Source organism: Salinirubellus salinus (genome assembly GCF_025231485.1).
Lineage (GTDB): Archaea > Halobacteriota > Halobacteria > Halobacteriales > Haloarculaceae > Salinirubellus > Salinirubellus salinus.
The window spans coordinates 1,890,041-1,904,632 of the sequence record NZ_CP104003.1 but is presented as its reverse complement, the minus strand read 5'-3'; the positions used below and the strand labels follow the sequence as shown (position 1 = coordinate 1,904,632).

General features: G+C 63.5%; 23 protein-coding genes. 21 read left to right on the top strand and 2 right to left on the bottom strand.

Translation table 11 applies throughout. The annotated features are described in order from the left end of the window. Positions 1 to 7: 7 nt before the first annotated feature. Genes N0B31_RS10400 through secY form a run of 19 tightly spaced genes read left to right on the top strand, consistent with a single transcriptional unit; the run spans position 8 to position 10,210 of the window. Positions 8 to 469, top strand: coding sequence for a 50S ribosomal protein L22 (locus N0B31_RS10400; RefSeq protein WP_260643800.1), 462 nt, complete (start codon positions 8 to 10; stop codon positions 467 to 469). After that, positions 469 to 1,419: a 30S ribosomal protein S3 gene (locus tag N0B31_RS10395; RefSeq protein WP_260643799.1), complete on the top strand. Its 951-nt coding sequence runs from the start codon at positions 469 to 471 to the stop codon at positions 1,417 to 1,419. Before N0B31_RS10400 ends, N0B31_RS10395 begins: the two co-directional genes overlap by 1 nt. Next, a complete protein-coding gene (rpmC, locus tag N0B31_RS10390) occupies positions 1,416 to 1,643 on the top strand; it encodes a 50S ribosomal protein L29 (RefSeq protein ID WP_260643798.1) in 228 nt (75 codons plus the stop codon). The genes N0B31_RS10395 and rpmC overlap by 4 nt, the downstream gene beginning before the upstream one ends. Next, positions 1,643 to 1,921: a ribonuclease P protein component 1 gene (locus N0B31_RS10385; protein ID WP_260643797.1), complete on the top strand. Its 279-nt coding sequence runs from the start codon at positions 1,643 to 1,645 to the stop codon at positions 1,919 to 1,921. Before rpmC ends, N0B31_RS10385 begins: the two co-directional genes overlap by 1 nt. After that, positions 1,912 to 2,247 (top strand): 30S ribosomal protein S17, encoded by a 336-nt coding sequence (locus N0B31_RS10380; protein WP_260643796.1) that lies wholly within the window; start codon positions 1,912 to 1,914, stop codon positions 2,245 to 2,247. The genes N0B31_RS10385 and N0B31_RS10380 overlap by 10 nt, the downstream gene beginning before the upstream one ends. Next, positions 2,247 to 2,645 carry a 50S ribosomal protein L14 gene (locus N0B31_RS10375; protein ID WP_260643795.1) on the top strand — a complete coding sequence of 133 codons (399 nt, stop codon included), beginning with the start codon at positions 2,247 to 2,249 and terminating at the stop codon, positions 2,643 to 2,645. The genes N0B31_RS10380 and N0B31_RS10375 overlap by 1 nt, the downstream gene beginning before the upstream one ends. Beyond that, on the top strand, positions 2,642 to 3,007 hold the full coding sequence (gene rplX / locus N0B31_RS10370) for a 50S ribosomal protein L24 (protein WP_260643794.1): 366 nt from the start codon (positions 2,642 to 2,644) through the stop codon (positions 3,005 to 3,007). Before N0B31_RS10375 ends, rplX begins: the two co-directional genes overlap by 4 nt. Next, positions 3,004 to 3,759: a 30S ribosomal protein S4e gene (locus tag N0B31_RS10365; protein ID WP_260643793.1), complete on the top strand. Its 756-nt coding sequence runs from the start codon at positions 3,004 to 3,006 to the stop codon at positions 3,757 to 3,759. The genes rplX and N0B31_RS10365 overlap by 4 nt, the downstream gene beginning before the upstream one ends. Continuing rightward, on the top strand, positions 3,756 to 4,277 hold the full coding sequence (locus N0B31_RS10360) for a 50S ribosomal protein L5 (RefSeq protein ID WP_260643792.1): 522 nt from the start codon (positions 3,756 to 3,758) through the stop codon (positions 4,275 to 4,277). Before N0B31_RS10365 ends, N0B31_RS10360 begins: the two co-directional genes overlap by 4 nt. Beyond that, positions 4,274 to 4,453: a 30S ribosomal protein S14 gene (locus tag N0B31_RS10355; RefSeq protein WP_260643791.1), complete on the top strand. Its 180-nt coding sequence runs from the start codon at positions 4,274 to 4,276 to the stop codon at positions 4,451 to 4,453. Before N0B31_RS10360 ends, N0B31_RS10355 begins: the two co-directional genes overlap by 4 nt. Positions 4,454 to 4,455: 2 nt before the next feature. Then, positions 4,456 to 4,848 (top strand): 30S ribosomal protein S8, encoded by a 393-nt coding sequence (locus N0B31_RS10350; RefSeq protein WP_260643790.1) that lies wholly within the window; start codon positions 4,456 to 4,458, stop codon positions 4,846 to 4,848. Positions 4,849 to 4,850: 2 nt separating this feature from the next. Next, positions 4,851 to 5,390, top strand: coding sequence for a 50S ribosomal protein L6 (locus tag N0B31_RS10345; RefSeq protein WP_260643789.1), 540 nt, complete (start codon positions 4,851 to 4,853; stop codon positions 5,388 to 5,390). Continuing rightward, on the top strand, positions 5,390 to 6,112 hold the full coding sequence (locus tag N0B31_RS10340) for a 50S ribosomal protein L32e (RefSeq protein ID WP_260643788.1): 723 nt from the start codon (positions 5,390 to 5,392) through the stop codon (positions 6,110 to 6,112). The genes N0B31_RS10345 and N0B31_RS10340 overlap by 1 nt, the downstream gene beginning before the upstream one ends. Further along, on the top strand, positions 6,109 to 6,582 hold the full coding sequence (locus tag N0B31_RS10335) for a 50S ribosomal protein L19e (RefSeq protein ID WP_260643787.1): 474 nt from the start codon (positions 6,109 to 6,111) through the stop codon (positions 6,580 to 6,582). Before N0B31_RS10340 ends, N0B31_RS10335 begins: the two co-directional genes overlap by 4 nt. Further along, positions 6,582 to 7,136 (top strand): 50S ribosomal protein L18, encoded by a 555-nt coding sequence (locus tag N0B31_RS10330; RefSeq protein WP_260643786.1) that lies wholly within the window; start codon positions 6,582 to 6,584, stop codon positions 7,134 to 7,136. The genes N0B31_RS10335 and N0B31_RS10330 overlap by 1 nt, the downstream gene beginning before the upstream one ends. Beyond that, the gene (locus N0B31_RS10325; protein ID WP_260643785.1) at positions 7,133 to 7,762 is read left to right on the top strand and encodes a 30S ribosomal protein S5; all 630 of its coding nucleotides are present in this window, start codon (positions 7,133 to 7,135) and stop codon (positions 7,760 to 7,762) included. Before N0B31_RS10330 ends, N0B31_RS10325 begins: the two co-directional genes overlap by 4 nt. Further along, positions 7,762 to 8,226 (top strand): 50S ribosomal protein L30, encoded by a 465-nt coding sequence (locus N0B31_RS10320; protein ID WP_260643784.1) that lies wholly within the window; start codon positions 7,762 to 7,764, stop codon positions 8,224 to 8,226. Before N0B31_RS10325 ends, N0B31_RS10320 begins: the two co-directional genes overlap by 1 nt. Further along, on the top strand, positions 8,226 to 8,732 hold the full coding sequence (locus N0B31_RS10315; protein ID WP_260643783.1) for an uL15m family ribosomal protein: 507 nt from the start codon (positions 8,226 to 8,228) through the stop codon (positions 8,730 to 8,732). The genes N0B31_RS10320 and N0B31_RS10315 overlap by 1 nt, the downstream gene beginning before the upstream one ends. A 5-nt stretch (positions 8,733 to 8,737) precedes the next feature. After that, positions 8,738 to 10,210, top strand: coding sequence for a preprotein translocase subunit SecY (secY, locus tag N0B31_RS10310; RefSeq protein ID WP_260643782.1), 1,473 nt, complete (start codon positions 8,738 to 8,740; stop codon positions 10,208 to 10,210). Between the two features lie 389 nt (positions 10,211 to 10,599). Here secY and N0B31_RS10305 read toward each other — a convergent pair whose 3' ends face one another. Beyond that, positions 10,600 to 11,778 carry a hypothetical protein gene (locus N0B31_RS10305; RefSeq protein WP_260643781.1) on the bottom strand — a complete coding sequence of 393 codons (1,179 nt, stop codon included), beginning with the start codon at positions 11,776 to 11,778 and terminating at the stop codon, positions 10,600 to 10,602. 407 nt (positions 11,779 to 12,185) lie between these two features. Then, complete coding sequence (locus tag N0B31_RS10300; RefSeq protein ID WP_260643780.1) at positions 12,186 to 12,521, bottom strand: hypothetical protein; 336 nt, start codon at positions 12,519 to 12,521, stop codon at positions 12,186 to 12,188. Between the two features lie 89 nt (positions 12,522 to 12,610). On the opposite strand from N0B31_RS10300, the gene N0B31_RS10295 reads away from it, so the two are divergent. Both N0B31_RS10295 and N0B31_RS10290 read left to right on the top strand, forming a co-directional pair. Continuing rightward, on the top strand, positions 12,611 to 13,477 hold the full coding sequence (locus N0B31_RS10295) for a DNA adenine methylase (protein WP_260643779.1): 867 nt from the start codon (positions 12,611 to 12,613) through the stop codon (positions 13,475 to 13,477). Positions 13,478 to 13,541: 64 nt separating this feature from the next. Continuing rightward, on the top strand, positions 13,542 to 14,507 hold the full coding sequence (locus N0B31_RS10290) for a hypothetical protein (RefSeq protein WP_260643778.1): 966 nt from the start codon (positions 13,542 to 13,544) through the stop codon (positions 14,505 to 14,507). The last annotated feature ends 85 nt before the right edge of the window (positions 14,508 to 14,592 follow it).

Genomic DNA, 14,592 nt, shown 5'->3' with positions numbered 1-14,592 from the left:
TATAACGATGGGAATCAACTACTCAGTGGACGCCGACCCCGAGACCACCGCGAAAGCGATGCTCCGGGAGAAGCACATGTCCCACAAGCACAGCAAGGCCATCGCCCGCGAGATCAAGGGCAAGACGGCCAGCGAGGCCGTCGAGTACCTCGAGGCGGTCGTCGAGGGCGAGCGCTCGGTGCCGTTCCGGTCCCACAACACGGGCGTGGGCCACCGTTCGGACATCGAGGGCTGGGACGCCGGGCGCTACCCGGAGAAGGCCTCGAAGGCGTTCCTCGACCTGCTCGAGAACGCCGTCAACAACGCCGACCACCAGGGGTTCGAGGGCGAGGCGATGCGCATCGCGCACGTCGCCGCCCACAAGGTCGGGGAGTCCCCCGGCCGCAAGCCGCGTGCCTTCGGGCGCGCGAGCGCCTGGAACACCCCGCAGGTCGACGTCGAACTCGTCCTCGAAGAGGTGACCGAATAATGGCAGACGAACAGCAGTTCATCCACGACGGTATCCAGCGGACGAAGATAGACGAGTTCTTCCACGAGGAACTGAGCCGCGCCGGCTACGGTGGCATGGACGTCGCCAAGACGCCGATGGGCACGCAGATCCAGCTCAAGGCCGAGAAGCCCGGGATGGTCATCGGCAAGGGCGGGAAGAACATCCGGAAGATCACGACCCAGCTCGAGGAGCGCTTCGACCTGGACGACCCGCAGATCGACGTGCAGGAGGTCGACGAACCCGACCTGAACGCACAGATCGTCGCGGACCGACTGGCCAACGCGCTCGAGCGTGGCTGGTACTTCCGGAAGGCGGGCCACACCACCATCGACCGCATCATGGACTCGGGCGCGCTGGGCGCCGAGATCATCCTGAGCGGGAAGGTGACGGGTGCGCGCTCGCGCGTCGAGAAGTTCAACCGCGGCTACATCAAGCACAACGGCGAGCCGGCCGACGAGATCGTCGACCGGGGCACCGGTGTCGCGGTGATGAAGCTCGGTACCATCGGCGTGCAGGTCCGCATCATCCCGCCGAACGCGAAGCTCCCGGACGACTTCGAGGTCTACGAGGACGTCGACGTCGAGGAGTTCATCGAGGAGCCCGAGGGCGACGTGGACGCGCTGCTCGCGGAGGCCGAGGCGGCCGCCGAGGGCGACGTGGACGTCGAGGACGCTCCGGACGTCGAGGCGGAGTTCGACGACGAGGAGGTCCCCGAGTTCGACGACGAGGAGGTCATCGAGGAGCCCGACCTGCCCGGTGAGGACGAGGCGTCCGAGGCCGAGGAGGAGGGCGACGACCTCGACGCCGTCGACGAGGCCATCGAGTCCGAGGTCAGCGAGGAGGCCGACGAGGAGGCCGCCGACCTGATGGAGGAGATGGACGAGGCCGAGGACGCAGACGCCGCTGACGAGGAGGACGAGGAAGAATGACCGTGCTCCACGCTGCGGAGATCCGCGACATGACGCCGGCCGAGCGAGAGGCCGAACTGGAGGAGCTCGAGACCGAGCTGCTCAACGCGAACGCGGTGCAGGCCGCCGGTGGCGCCCCGGACAACCCGGGCCGCGTCGGCGAGCTGCGGAAAGCGATCGCCCGAATCAAGACGATCCAGAACGAGGAGGGCGACTTCGACGACGCCGAGGAGGTGTCGTCGTAGTGCTGACCGCCGAGACGCTCCCCCGGCACGAACTCGCGGGCCTCCGGGTCCGCGTGGTCGAGGCCCGGCACGAGGGGTACGTCGGCGTTGCCGGCGACGTGGTCGACGAGACCCGCAACACCCTGCTCATCGGGGCGTCTCGGATGCAGGTACCGAAGGCCGACTGCACGTTCGAGTTCGAACTCGACGATGGCACGTACGTCACCGTCGAGGGCGCTCGACTCGTGGCAGACCCGGCCCGACGGACCGAAGTCACAGGTGATTCGAAATGGCGATAGGACTGAACGTACCAGAACCGGAGGAGACCTGCACGGACCCCAACTGTCCGTTCCACGGCACGCTCGGCGTGCGGGGACAGACCATCGAGGGCCGGGTCGCCTCCACAGACATGGACAAGACCGTCGTCGTCGAGCGGGAGTACGACGTCAAGGTACCCAAGTACGACCGATACATGAAGCGTCGGTCGCGGGTATCCGCGCACCACCCGCCCTGCCTCGAACTGGAGGTCGGCGACACGGTCCGTATAGGCGAGACACGACCGCTCTCGAAGACGAAGAGCCACGTGGTCATCGAACGCGTCTCAGAGGAGGGAGGTGACGACTGATGGAGGCACTCAACGCCGACGTCACCCCCGGACTGGAGAAGGGCTCGCGCATCGTGTGTGCGGACAACACCGGTGCCCGCGAGCTGAAGGTCATCTCCGTCGCCGGCTACTCCGGCACGAAGAACCGACACCCCCGAGCGGGGCTCGGTGACCTGGTGACCGTCTCCGTCACGAAGGGGACCCCGGAGATGCGCCGGCAGGTGCTGCCGGCGGTCATCATCCGCCAGCGGAAGCCGTTCCGCCGGCCGGACGGGACCCGCGTGAAGTTCGAGGACAACGCCGCGGTCGTGGTCGACGAAGACCAGAACCCCCGCGGGACCGAGATGAAAGGTCCCATCGCGCGGGAGGTGGCCGAGCGGTTCGGCAGCATCGCGTCCACCGCGACGATGATAGTATGACACGACAACCATCCAAACAGCGAACCCGACAGCGCCGGGCCCCGCTCCACGAGAAGCAGGACCAGGTCCGCGCGCACCTCTCGGAGGACCTCCGGGAGAAGTACGGCACGCGAAGCGTCCGCGTCAACGTGGGCGACACCGTCGAGGTCCAGCGCGGTGACTTCGCCGGCGAGACCGGCGAGGTCGCCACGGTCGACCTGAAGAAGGCGGTCGTCCACGTCGAGGGCGTGACGCTGGAGAAGGCAGACGGCGAGGAGGTGCCGCGTCCGCTGGACGCCTCGAACCTGCTCGTCACGAAGCTCGACCTCGATGACGACCGCCGCGAGGAGCGGCTCGAGGCACTCGGAGGTGACGACGAATGACCCGACACCAGAAGCGACTCTCGGTGCCGAAGTCGTGGCCCATCGAGCGCAAGACGAACACGTTCACCGTCAAGGCCGACGCCGGCCCACACGGTGAGGCAGGGGTTCCCCTGCTCATCCTGCTGCGCGACGTCCTCGGCTACGTGGACACGCGCAAGGAGGCGCGTTACGCGCTCGGCCAGGACTCGGTGCTGGTCAACGGCAAGGCCGTGAGCGACGAGGAGCGTCCCATCGGGATGTTCGACATCGTCGCGTTCGCAGCGCGCGAGGAGTTCTACCGCGTGTTCCCCGACGAGGGCGGACGGCTGGCGCTGTCCCCCATCGACGAGGACAGCGCGGGGTCGAAGCTCGGCAAGGTCGTGGGCAAACAGCAGGTGGGCGACGGCGTCTACCAGCTCACGCTCCACGACGGCCAGACGCTGACGACCGAGGAGGGCGCCTACAGCCCGAAGGACTCGATCGTCGTCGACAACGAGACCGCCGAGGTCGTCGCGCACTTCCCCTACGAGGAGGGTGCGCTGGTGACCGCCGTCGCCGGCACGCACGCCGGCGAGATCGGCGAGATCGAGGAGATCACCGTCACGGCCTCCTCCTCCCCGAACAACGTTCGGGTGGAGACCGACGACGGCTGGTTCGAGACGGTCGAGGACTACGTCGTCGTCATCGACGAGAACTTCACGTCCGACGAGGACGGCGAGACCGTCGAGACCGAGGACCTCTCCGACGAGAGTGAGGAGGTGACCGAGGAATGAGCGAGAGCGCCGAGTTCCACGAGATGCGCCAACCGCGCGTCGAGAAGGTCGTCGTCCACATGGGCGTCGGTGAGGGCGGTCGCGAGCTGGCGAACGCCGAGGAGATCCTCGAGGAGGTCGCGGGCCAGCAGCCGGTCCGGACCGTCGCGAAGAACACCGTCGGCGAGTTCGGCGTCCGCGAGGGCGACCCGATCGGCGCGAAGGTGACCCTTCGCGGCGAGGAGGCCCACGAGTTCCTCGAGACGACGCTGCCGCTCGTCGAGCTCTCGGCCTCGCAGTTCGACCAGGTCGGCAACTTCTCGTTCGGTGTCGAGGAACACACCGACTTCCCGAGTCAGGAGTACGACCCCAACATCGGGATCTACGGGCTGGACGTGACGGTCAACCTCGTCCGCCCCGGCTACCGCGTTCGCAAGCGGGACAAGGTCGCTCGGAGCATCCCGAAGGCCCACCGCCTGAACGCCGAGGACGCCGTCGCGTACCTCGAGGCCGAGTACGACGTGGAGGTGTCAGAATGAGCGAGAGCGAGACAGAAACCGAGACCGGAGAGCAGGTGGCCAAGCGAACCGGCGACGTCCAGGAGTGCCAGCGCTGCGGGCGCGAGCAGGGACTCGTCGGCAAGTACGACATCTGGCTCTGCCGACAGTGCTTCCGCGAGATCGCTCGCGGGATGGGCTTCAAGAAGTACAGCTAACAATGGCGGACAACGACCCACTGGCCAGCGCGCTCTCGGGTATCGACAACGCGGAGCGCGTCGGCCACCTGACCCAGACCGTTGAGCCCGCCTCGAACGTCATCGGCTCCATCCTCGAGGTCTTCTACGACCGCGGGTACATCGACGGGTTCACCCGCGTCGAGGACGGCAAGGCCGGCAAGTTCGAGGTCGAACTGAAAGGCGCCATCAACCAGTGTGGCGCGGTCAAGCCCCGGTACTCCGCGGGCGCCGACGAGTACGAGAAGTGGGAGAAGCGGTTCCTCCCCGCCCGCGACTACGGGACGCTCGTCGTGACCACCTCCTCGGGCATCATGAGCCACTACGAGGCCCGCGAACAGGGCATCGGTGGCCAGGTGCTCGCCTACGTATACTGACAATGAGTGAAGAAACACGAATCGAGGTTCCGGACGACGTGGACGCGAGCGTCGACCACCTCGACGTGACCGTCTCCGGACCGGAAGGCAGCGTCACCCGCCGCCTCTGGTTCCCGGACGTGACGGTCGACGTCGAGGGCGACGCGGTCGTCATCACGGCCGGAGCCACCGACGCGAAGACGAACGCCACAGTCGGAACGTTCGAGAGCCACGTGCGCAACATGATCCACGGTGTGACCGAGGGCTGGGAGTACAAGATGGAGGTCTTCTACTCACACTTCCCGATGCAGGTCCGCGCCGAGGACGGCGAGGTCGTCATCGAGAACTTCCTCGGCGAGCGCCACCCCCGTCGTGTCACCATCCGTGGTGACACGCAGGTGGACGTCGACGGCGAGGAACTCACCATCTCGGGCCCGTCCATCGAGGACGTGGGCCAGACGGCCGCGAGCATCGAGCAGATGACCCGCGTGAACGACAAGGACACCCGCGTGTTCCAGGACGGCGTCTACATCACGGAGAAGCCCCAGCGAGGTGAGGCCTGATGGCGGACGACGAGCCGCAGGAACTGACCGACATCAGCGGCGTCGGCCCGGCGAAGGCCGAGGCGCTGGAGGAGGCGGGCTACGAGACCGTTGAGGACGTCAAGCGTGCCTCCCAGTCCGACCTCGCGGAGGTCTCCGGCATCGGCAACGCGCTCGCCGCGCGTATCAAGGCCGACGTCGGTGGCCTCGAGGTCTCCGAGGAGACCGAGGCAGAGGTCGAGGACGAGGAGCCGGAGGTCGAGGACGAGGAACTCGACGAGGACGTCGAGACCGAACACGTCCCGAAGTACGTCTCCGCCGAGCTGACGGAGAAGACGCCGGACCTCAGCGAGCGCGAGCAGCGCCTGCTGACCGAGCGTCGGACCATCGGCAAGCCGCAGTTCTTCCGGCAGGACTACCACAAGAAGAAGCGGACGCCGACGTCGTGGCGCCGCCCGCGTGGTGGTCTCTCGAAGCAGCGCAAGGGCCTCAAATCGCGTGGCCCGAAGGTCGAGGCCGGCTTCCGGACGCCGAAGGCGGTCCGGGGCCTGCACCCCTCCGGGTTCGAGGACGTGCTCGTGCACAACCTCGACGACCTGGAGGCGATCGACCCGGAGACGCAGGCGGCCCGCATCGCCAGCACCGTCGGTGGTCGCAAGCGCGCGACCCTCGAGGAGGAGGCCGACGAGGCCGGTATCCGGGTGCTGAACCCCACCTACCACGAGACGGAGGTTGAACAATGACTGACCTGCGAGCACAGCGGCGACTGGCCGCGGACGTCCTGGGTGTCGGGAAGAACCGCGTCCGGTTCGACGACGACGCGCAGGCGGACATCGCGGACGCCATCACGCGTGAGGACATCCGCGAACTCGTCGACGAGGGTGCCATCCGGGCCGAGACGGCCCGCGGCAACTCCCGTGGACGGGCCCGCGAGCGACAGCAGAAGCGAGCGTACGGCCACCGCAAGGGTGCCGGCTCCCGCAAGGGGAAGGCCGGTGGTCGGCAGAACAAGAAGCAGGACTGGCAGAGCCGCATCCGCGCGCAGCGGAAGGCCCTGAAGTCCCACCGCGACGAGGGCGGCCTCGACCGCTCGGCCTACCGCGAGCTGTACAACATGGCCTCGGGTGGCGAGTTCGACTCCGTCGCGGACCTGGAACGATACATGCGGAACAACTACGACTACGACGTCGACGCACTGGGAGGTGAGAACTGATGGCGACCGGACCCCGGTACAAGGTGCCGATGCGGCGTCGGCGCGAGGCCCGGACCAACTACCACCAGCGGTTGCGCCTGCTGAAATCCGGCAAACCCCGCCTGGTCGCTCGAAAGAGCAACCGGCACGTCAGGGCGCAGCTGATACTCGCGGGCCCGCAGGGTGACGAGACGGTGGCGGCCGCGTCCAGCGAGGACCTGTCGGAGTACGGCTGGGAGGCACCGACCTCGAACCTCCCGGCGGCGTACCTGACGGGACTGCTCGCCGGTGTGCGTGCCGTCGAGGCCGGTCTCGAGGAGGCGGTCCTCGACATCGGACTGAACACGGCCACCCCCGGCAATCAGGTGTTCGCGGTGCAGGAGGGTGCCATCGACGCGGGGCTCGAGGTCCCGCACAACGACGACGTGTTCGCGGAGTGGGAACGCACGCGCGGTGAGCACATCGCCGAGTACGCCGAGATGCAGGACGGCCTGTACAGCGGCGACTTCGACGCGGCCACGCTCCCCGAGCACTTCGACGAGGTACGAGAGCGAATCATGGAGGAGACAGCATGAGTCACGGCTGGGAACCGCAGACCCGCCTCGGCCGCAAGGTCGCGGAGGGAGAGATAAGCGACATGGAGACGGCACTGAACTCGGGCCTCCCGCTGAAGGAGCCCGAGATCGTCGACCAGCTCCTCCCGGGGCTGGAGGACGAGGTGCTCGACATCAACATGGTCCAGCGGATGACCGACTCCGGCCGCCGGGTGAAGTTCCGGTGTGTCGTCGCCATCGGCAACCGCGACGGCTTCGTCGGCTACGCCGAGGGGCGTGACGACCAGGTCGGCGGCGCCATCCAGAAGGCCATCGGCATCGCGAAACTGAACATGATCAAGGTCGAGCGTGGCTCGGGCTCCTGGGAGGACCGTTCCGACCAGCCCCACTCGCTGGCCCGCCGCACGAAGGGCAAGGCCGGCTCGGTGACGGTCGAGCTCATCCCGGCCCCGCTCGGACTCGGACTCGCCGCGAGCGAGACCGTCCGGAAGGTGCTGGAACTCGCCGGCGTCGAGAACGCGTGGACGAAGTCGTTCGGCAACACCCGGACGACGCTCAACCTCGCGAAGGCCACCTACACGGCGCTGGAGAACGCCTCGCAGGCCCGTGGCCCGCGCTCGCTCCGCACGCAGGAGGTGTCGGAGTGATGCAGGCGCTCGTCCAGCTCCGCGGTGAGGTCAACCAGAGTCAGGCGGTCCGAGACACGCTGGGGATGCTGAACCTGCACAAGGTGAACCACTGCGTGCTCGTGCCCGAGACGCCCACCTACCGTGGGATGATCACGAAGGTCAACGACTGGGTGGCGCACGGGACGCCCACCCAGGAGGCCGTCGCGACGGTGCTGCGAAAGCGGGCCGAGCCCGCCGAGGGCGACGCCGAGGTCGACGAGGCGTGGCTCGCCGAGCACACCGACTACGACGACTTCGACGCGCTGGCCGAGGCGCTGCTGGCCGAGGAGACGACCCTGCGCGAGCAGGGGCTCTCCCCGACGCTCCGGCTGCACCCGCCGCGTGGTGGCCACGACGGCATCAAGCACCCGACGAAGGAGGGTGGCCAGCTCGGCAAGCACGAGACCGAGGACATCAGCGAACTGCTGGAGGCGATGCGATAATGACGTCCAAGAAACGACGACAGCGCGGTTCGCGGACCCACGGCGGCGGCTCGCACAAGAAGCGACGCGGTGCCGGTCACCGCGGTGGCCGTGGCCGTGCCGGCCGCGACAAGCACGAGAAGGCGCTCTACCCGCCGCGTGGCAAGAGTGGGTTCAAGCGCCCCCAGAAGACCGACGAGGTGGTCGAGACCATCAACGTCCGCGAACTGGACGAGGACGCCATCGTCCTCGCCGAACGTGGGCTCGCCGAGGCGGACGGTGACGGCTACGCCATCGACGCCCGCGACGTGGTCGAGGACGGCCACGAGGCGGACGTGGTGAAGGTGCTCGGTGCCGGGCAGGTCCACGGTGCCCTGACGGTCACCGCGGACGCCTTCTCGGCCGACGCCGAGGCGGCCCTCGAGGCCGCGGGCGGCGAGGCCGTGCTCTCCGAGCGCGGTGCCGAGCGCGCCGAATCCGAGGACGAGGCGGCCGAAGAACCTACGGCAGACGAGGACAACGAGTAGATATCATGGGCTGGAAGGAGACCGCCGAACCGGTACTCACGCGCATGCCCGCAGTGGCCCGTCCCGAGGGTCACGTGCCGTTCCGCCGAAAGCTCGGCTGGACGGCCGGCGTGCTCGTGCTGTACTTTTTCCTGACGAACGTGTTCCTCTACGGCCTGCCGTCGGGCGGTGCCGGGAGCGACGCGTTCGGGCAGTTCCGCACCATCCTCGCGGGAGGACAGGGAACCATCCTGCAGCTGGGTATCGGACCCATCGTCACGGCGTCCATCGTCCTGCAACTGCTCGGCGGTGCCGACCTGCTCGGCCTCGACACGCAGAACCCGCGTGACCAGGCGCTCTACCAGGGGCTCCAGAAGCTCCTGGTCGTGGTGATGGTCGTGCTGACCGGGCTGCCGATGGTGTTCGCCGGGAACTTCCTTCCGGTGAGCCCCGCGCTCGCCCAGCAGTACGGCGTCGCCACGGTCAAGTGGCTGATGTTCGCCCAGATCTTCGTCGGCGGGCTCCTCATCCTGTTCATGGACGAGGTCATCTCGAAGTGGGGCGTCGGGTCCGGTATCGGGCTGTTCATCATCGCCGGCGTCTCCCAGCGGCTCATCGGTGGGCTGTTCGCGTGGGAGGCGCTCGGCACGAACTACAACGGCTTCTTCCCGACGTGGGTCGGCATCCTGACCGGCGCGGTGCAGGTCCGGAGCCCGCTCACGCCCGGTGGTCTCAACGACATCTTCCTCCAGCAGGGCCAGATCATCGCGCTGTTCACGACGCTGGCCATCTTCGGCATCGTCGTCTACGCCGAGTCGGTCCGCGTGGAGATCCCGCTGAGCCACGCCCGCGTGAAGGGCGCCCGTGGCCGCTTCCCGGTGAAGCTCATCTACGCTAGCGTCCTGCCGATGATCCTTGTCCGGGCGCTGCAGGCCAACGTCCAGTTCCTCGGGCGCATCCTCAACAGTCAGTGGCAGGGGATGCCCGCGTGGCTGGGCACCTACACGACGGCCGGCGGCATCGCCGAGCCGACCGGTGGGCTGTTCTACTACCTCGCGCCCATCTACTCGCCGCAGGACTGGATCCCGGCGCTCGGGCCCCGGACCCTTGACATCCTCGTCCGCATCGGCGTGGACCTGACGTTCATGGTCATCGGTGGCGCCATCTTCGCCATCTTCTGGGTGGAGACCACCGACATGGGTCCCGAGGCGACCGCCCGGCAGATCCAGAACTCCGGGATGCAGATTCCGGGGTTCCGCCAGTCGCCCGGCGTCATCGAGAAGGTGCTGGAGCGGTACATCCCGCAGGTCACCGTCATCGGCGGTGCTCTCGTGGGCCTGCTCGCCGTCGGGGCGAACATGCTCGGCACCATCGGGCAGGTCTCCGGTACGGGCCTGCTGCTGACGGTCTCTATCACGTACAAGTTGTACGAGGAGATCGCCGAGGAGCAGCTCATGGAGATGCACCCGATGATGCGCCAGATGTTTTCGAACGATTGAGCCAATGTCACCCGATTAGGCAATCTTTGCCGCATCGGTGACACGGGCCGCTTCGAACTGCACTTTTTTCGGCGCACACCCCGCACAGACTCACAAGATTACTCGTCCCCCAACCGTACTCCGGGGGTCACTTCTCGTACGCCACGTACTCGACTGGTTCCTCACACTCACGGCATCGGCCTTCATCACGTCTAACGGTCTTCGATTTTAGCTCAGACCAGTCAAGCGGCCACATCCTACCCACGGTGTTCGTTCCCAAAGCAGAAAAACGCAGGCATCACCAATATCACGAGCAGCCCCACGGCTGCGGCTGCTCGCTGCACCAAATCATAGAAATATAACCGCTACAAAACCGAGAAGTCCTGTCGAACGCCAACCACCAAAACCAGTTACATCGTAATCAGATTCGACTTCTGACGCGACTTATCACTCCGGTTGTCTTTCTCCTCACGCTGCTCCTTCTCCTCACGCGTCTCAGGGCGCTTCGTCACGTCATACTCACGCTGTTCCACGTTGTCGCTCAGAGCGGTGTACGCCGCCCACCGCACATGCTCGTGAACCGCCTCATACGTCTCCACAGACGAATTCCGGTTCTCCTTCACCTCCTCATCATCCAGCACCTTAGCGGCGATCTCGAACCACTCAGCCCACATACGGCCAGCCGTCGTCCGATAATAATCCGGGTTCTGCCCACCGTAAGACTCAGGCTTGGATTCAGCCCACTCTTTCTTCCGCCCCATCGAATCGTCGTGCTGAACCTCATCCACATAATCCTTAATACCTGTCTCCAGCAACTCATCCATCTTTTTACGGATACTCTCCGTGCTCGTCGAAATCACGTTGTTACGCGGATTCGTCACAAACCACCCTTCCGAGCACAGATTATCATAGTAATTCCCGGACGCATCAGACCGCCGGAACAACGTATTCTCGGACGGGTTCTCGTCCGGGTAATACTCCCGCATCAGGTCCTTCACCCGCTCAACAGGATACCACGGCATGTTCTTCTCGTTCTGCTCGTGCGCGATAAGGCCGTAGAACACGGGCATCAGCGCGTCCCGTGACTTCTTAAGTTCGCCAACGCGGTCAGGGTGCAGCCGAACACTCCGACGCTCGGAGTCGTCCATAGACTGCACGGTAGCCGCCCACTCCTTCATCTCGTCCCAACTGAACGCTTCGCCCGACTCTTTCGCGGCCTCAACCAAGTCGCTGATCTCCTCAGTTTCTCCCACGTCTTCAGTCTCGTCGTCCTCCTGCTCTTCTCCTTGAACAACTTCGTCGTCTTCAACGTCGTCGTCAGAAATGTTGTTGTGACCCTCTACCGGCGAAAAAGAGTCCCCCTCCCCCGGGGTGGGGGTGTCGCCGTCACCGCTGATACCGTGATGGTCCAGAAGGGCGTCAAGTTTCTTTTCTACGCCGTTCTCGTCCACCAAATCTAAGAACTCTCCGGGGACGGAATCACGCCGCCCGAGGGCGATTAGCGCCGCGTTCTCATAGAAATCACCAATCTGGTAGCCGTGGTTGTCGCACCATTCTTTTGCTTGCTGATACACGTCGTCGCTTTGCACGATTCCTCGTGCCTTTCGTCGCTGACTCATATGCGTTTGAACAAAAACACGCTATCCACATAAACATCCCTATTTCTTACATAGGTTTTCATCCGTAATATACTCTCTTCACTTACATACATACATACATCTATGAAATAAATAGTTATATAATAATATGGGGGGCAAAGTTGTTCCCAACGAGTTGACACGTTAGGGTGCCTGACGTGTTGGCGAGAGACGGAACGGCGGCCTCACGGCCTCTACCGTGGGTTTCGTGTTTGACGCCTCCCCCCGTCCCCCCATCGTTTTTCGCCGTTCGGGGGTCACAACAACATTATCACTTGAGAATCTTGTGAGACATAGGGATACGCCTATTTGACATAGGGATTTACGGGGTTTTGTGTGAAGATGTTGTTCTACCGGGTTCAGAACTGGAACTCGTCCGCGCTTACTGCGTCAACACGGTGGGTTCCGCCATCGGTTTCAACGTCGTTCTCCTGTTCGACGTGCTTGGGACGTGACCAGAGCGCGTAGTTTTCGCTGGGTTTCCTCACGCTGATCTCGTCGTTCTCCGCGAGTTGTTGCAGGTAGTGGAGAACGGTTCGACGGCTACCTCCAACGGTGTCGTGTACGTCGCTGGTGGTCATGGGTTCGTCTGCGTGAGCCATGACGGCCATCCGAACCTGCTCTTTACTGATCTCACTCTCGAACCTCCCGCTTTCCGTGTCTCGTGTGCGTTCTTCTGTGTTCTTACTCGTCATTGTAATCCTGTGTAAGAGTAGGGTGTGAAGTCACTTGAGCCTTGCGTGCGCGGGTAAGGTACTAAAGGATGAGGCTGCTAATATGTGATATGAGTCAACCAAACAACATTACACCAATATCATGGTACGGTGGAAAGACAAGCCATAGAAAATGGATTCTTCCACTGCTCCCAACGTCTGACACCTACGTCGAACCGTTCGGGGGTTCGGGATCGATACTACTGCATCGAGAACCATCAAACGTAGACGTATACAACGACTTGAGCGAGTCTCTGACAGACTTCTACCGTGTTCTGCGTGACAACCCGGACAACCTGATTCGGGCGCTACAACTAACCCCATACTCTCGTGAAGAGTATGAGTACGCGCTCAACCATCACGACGATCCCGGACTTGATGAAGTTGAGAAAGCGCGGTTATTCTTCACCGTGTGTAATCAGGCACGCGCAGGGTTGGCGTTGTCTGCCGTGGAGTCACAGTTCTCGTTTGTTCGGCGAGAATCGTATAGTGATATGGCCGGTTCGATTTCGCGGTGGCGGAACCACATTAGCAAACTTGATTCGGCGGCTGAACGCTTAGACGGTGTCAGGATTGAGTCTCGGGACGCTGTTGCGGTGATTGAGGAGTACGATAGTCCTGACACCGTGTTTTATCTTGACCCGCCTTATATGGCGGAGACGCGTTCGACGGGTGGTGAGTATGGTGAGAATGAGATGGGTGTAGAAGATCACCGCGAACTGTTGGAGGTGTTGTCTGATGTGGAGGGTGACGTGGCGATAAGCGGGTACACGTCTGATTTGTACGAGGGGATGTTGTCTGGGTGGTCTCGGGTTGAGCGTGGGACTCGTGCTCAGGCTGGTCAGTCTGGTTCGGAGCGTACGGAGGTTTTGTGGTGTAATTACGATGTTCCGGCTTCTGGTGACGTTTCTCAGTCGGGGCTTTCTTCTTGGGCGTAACCGTTAGACAGTAGCCTTGCGTGCGCGGGTAAGGTATTAAAAGGTGGGGCTGCTACGTGTAGGTATGAGTCAGTTTACACTCAACGACTTCGACGAGAATGGGGGTGACACCCGTGAGTCGGAGTCTGACAAGGAAGAGAATGAACAGACTGTGCTGAATCCTGACGACGTGCTACCCACGGACTGGCAGGATGCGTTGGAAGGAATGCGTCTGCACAGAGACCAGCAGTTAGCCGCTACTGCTTCCGTGTACGACATGTACGGGGATGATGCGGTGGCCGTTAGTGTGCCTGCGTGGCTTGTCCAAGACCGTGGATTCAGCCGCAACAACGAGGACATGTGGGTGGTTGGTGAACTCAAGCACGAGACAGGGAAAGCAATCATCGTAGAAGAGGTTCGCCGACTCAGCAACGGGTCCCAGTTAGTGAGCGCGTCCTTTAACGGCAAGCTCACGAGTGCGTCGCTTCCGAAGTCACAAGTCGAGTTCGTTGACGTGCCGACTGGGACGGTGTGTGACCGGCGGCTGAGTCTGTTGGAGAGCGTCTCTGATGGTCCTGACGTGGAGTTGGTGACTGGTGTGAGTGTTCCGTCGTACGTTGTTGATACGCCGTGTACGCGGACGCTCGCTGATATGCGGGATTCGTTCGGTGCTGGTGTTGGTCCTGACGTGGAGATGGTGTTTCTTCAGGTGGAGAACGAGTGGTTCGTCGTCAGTAGCGACGACGTTGAGCACACGGGTGACGAGATCGTTGTTGATGAGACTGTGACTCACGTCGGTATGGATTGGGGTTCCTTGGATATTGATAAGCGGGATTCCAGTCTGTTCCGACTCGCTGATTATGAGACTAATACTTCGTATCGGTTTGATGCTGATCGGGTGCTTCTGACTCGGCTTCAGGTGCTTCGGGATGCTGTTGATTCCGTCGATGTTGAGTGCTTCCCCGGGGCTGATTATTCTGTCCGGGGAGGTATTGAGGGGTTTGAGTGGTTGTTCACTTCTGAGTGGGACTCTTTCACTTCGATGATCTGAGTCTTCTGATTCGGTAGGGTTTCTTTTTCTTCTTCTGCTGTTTTCGGGGTGTTCACGGTGAACGAGGAGTTCCCCTTTTCGGGGT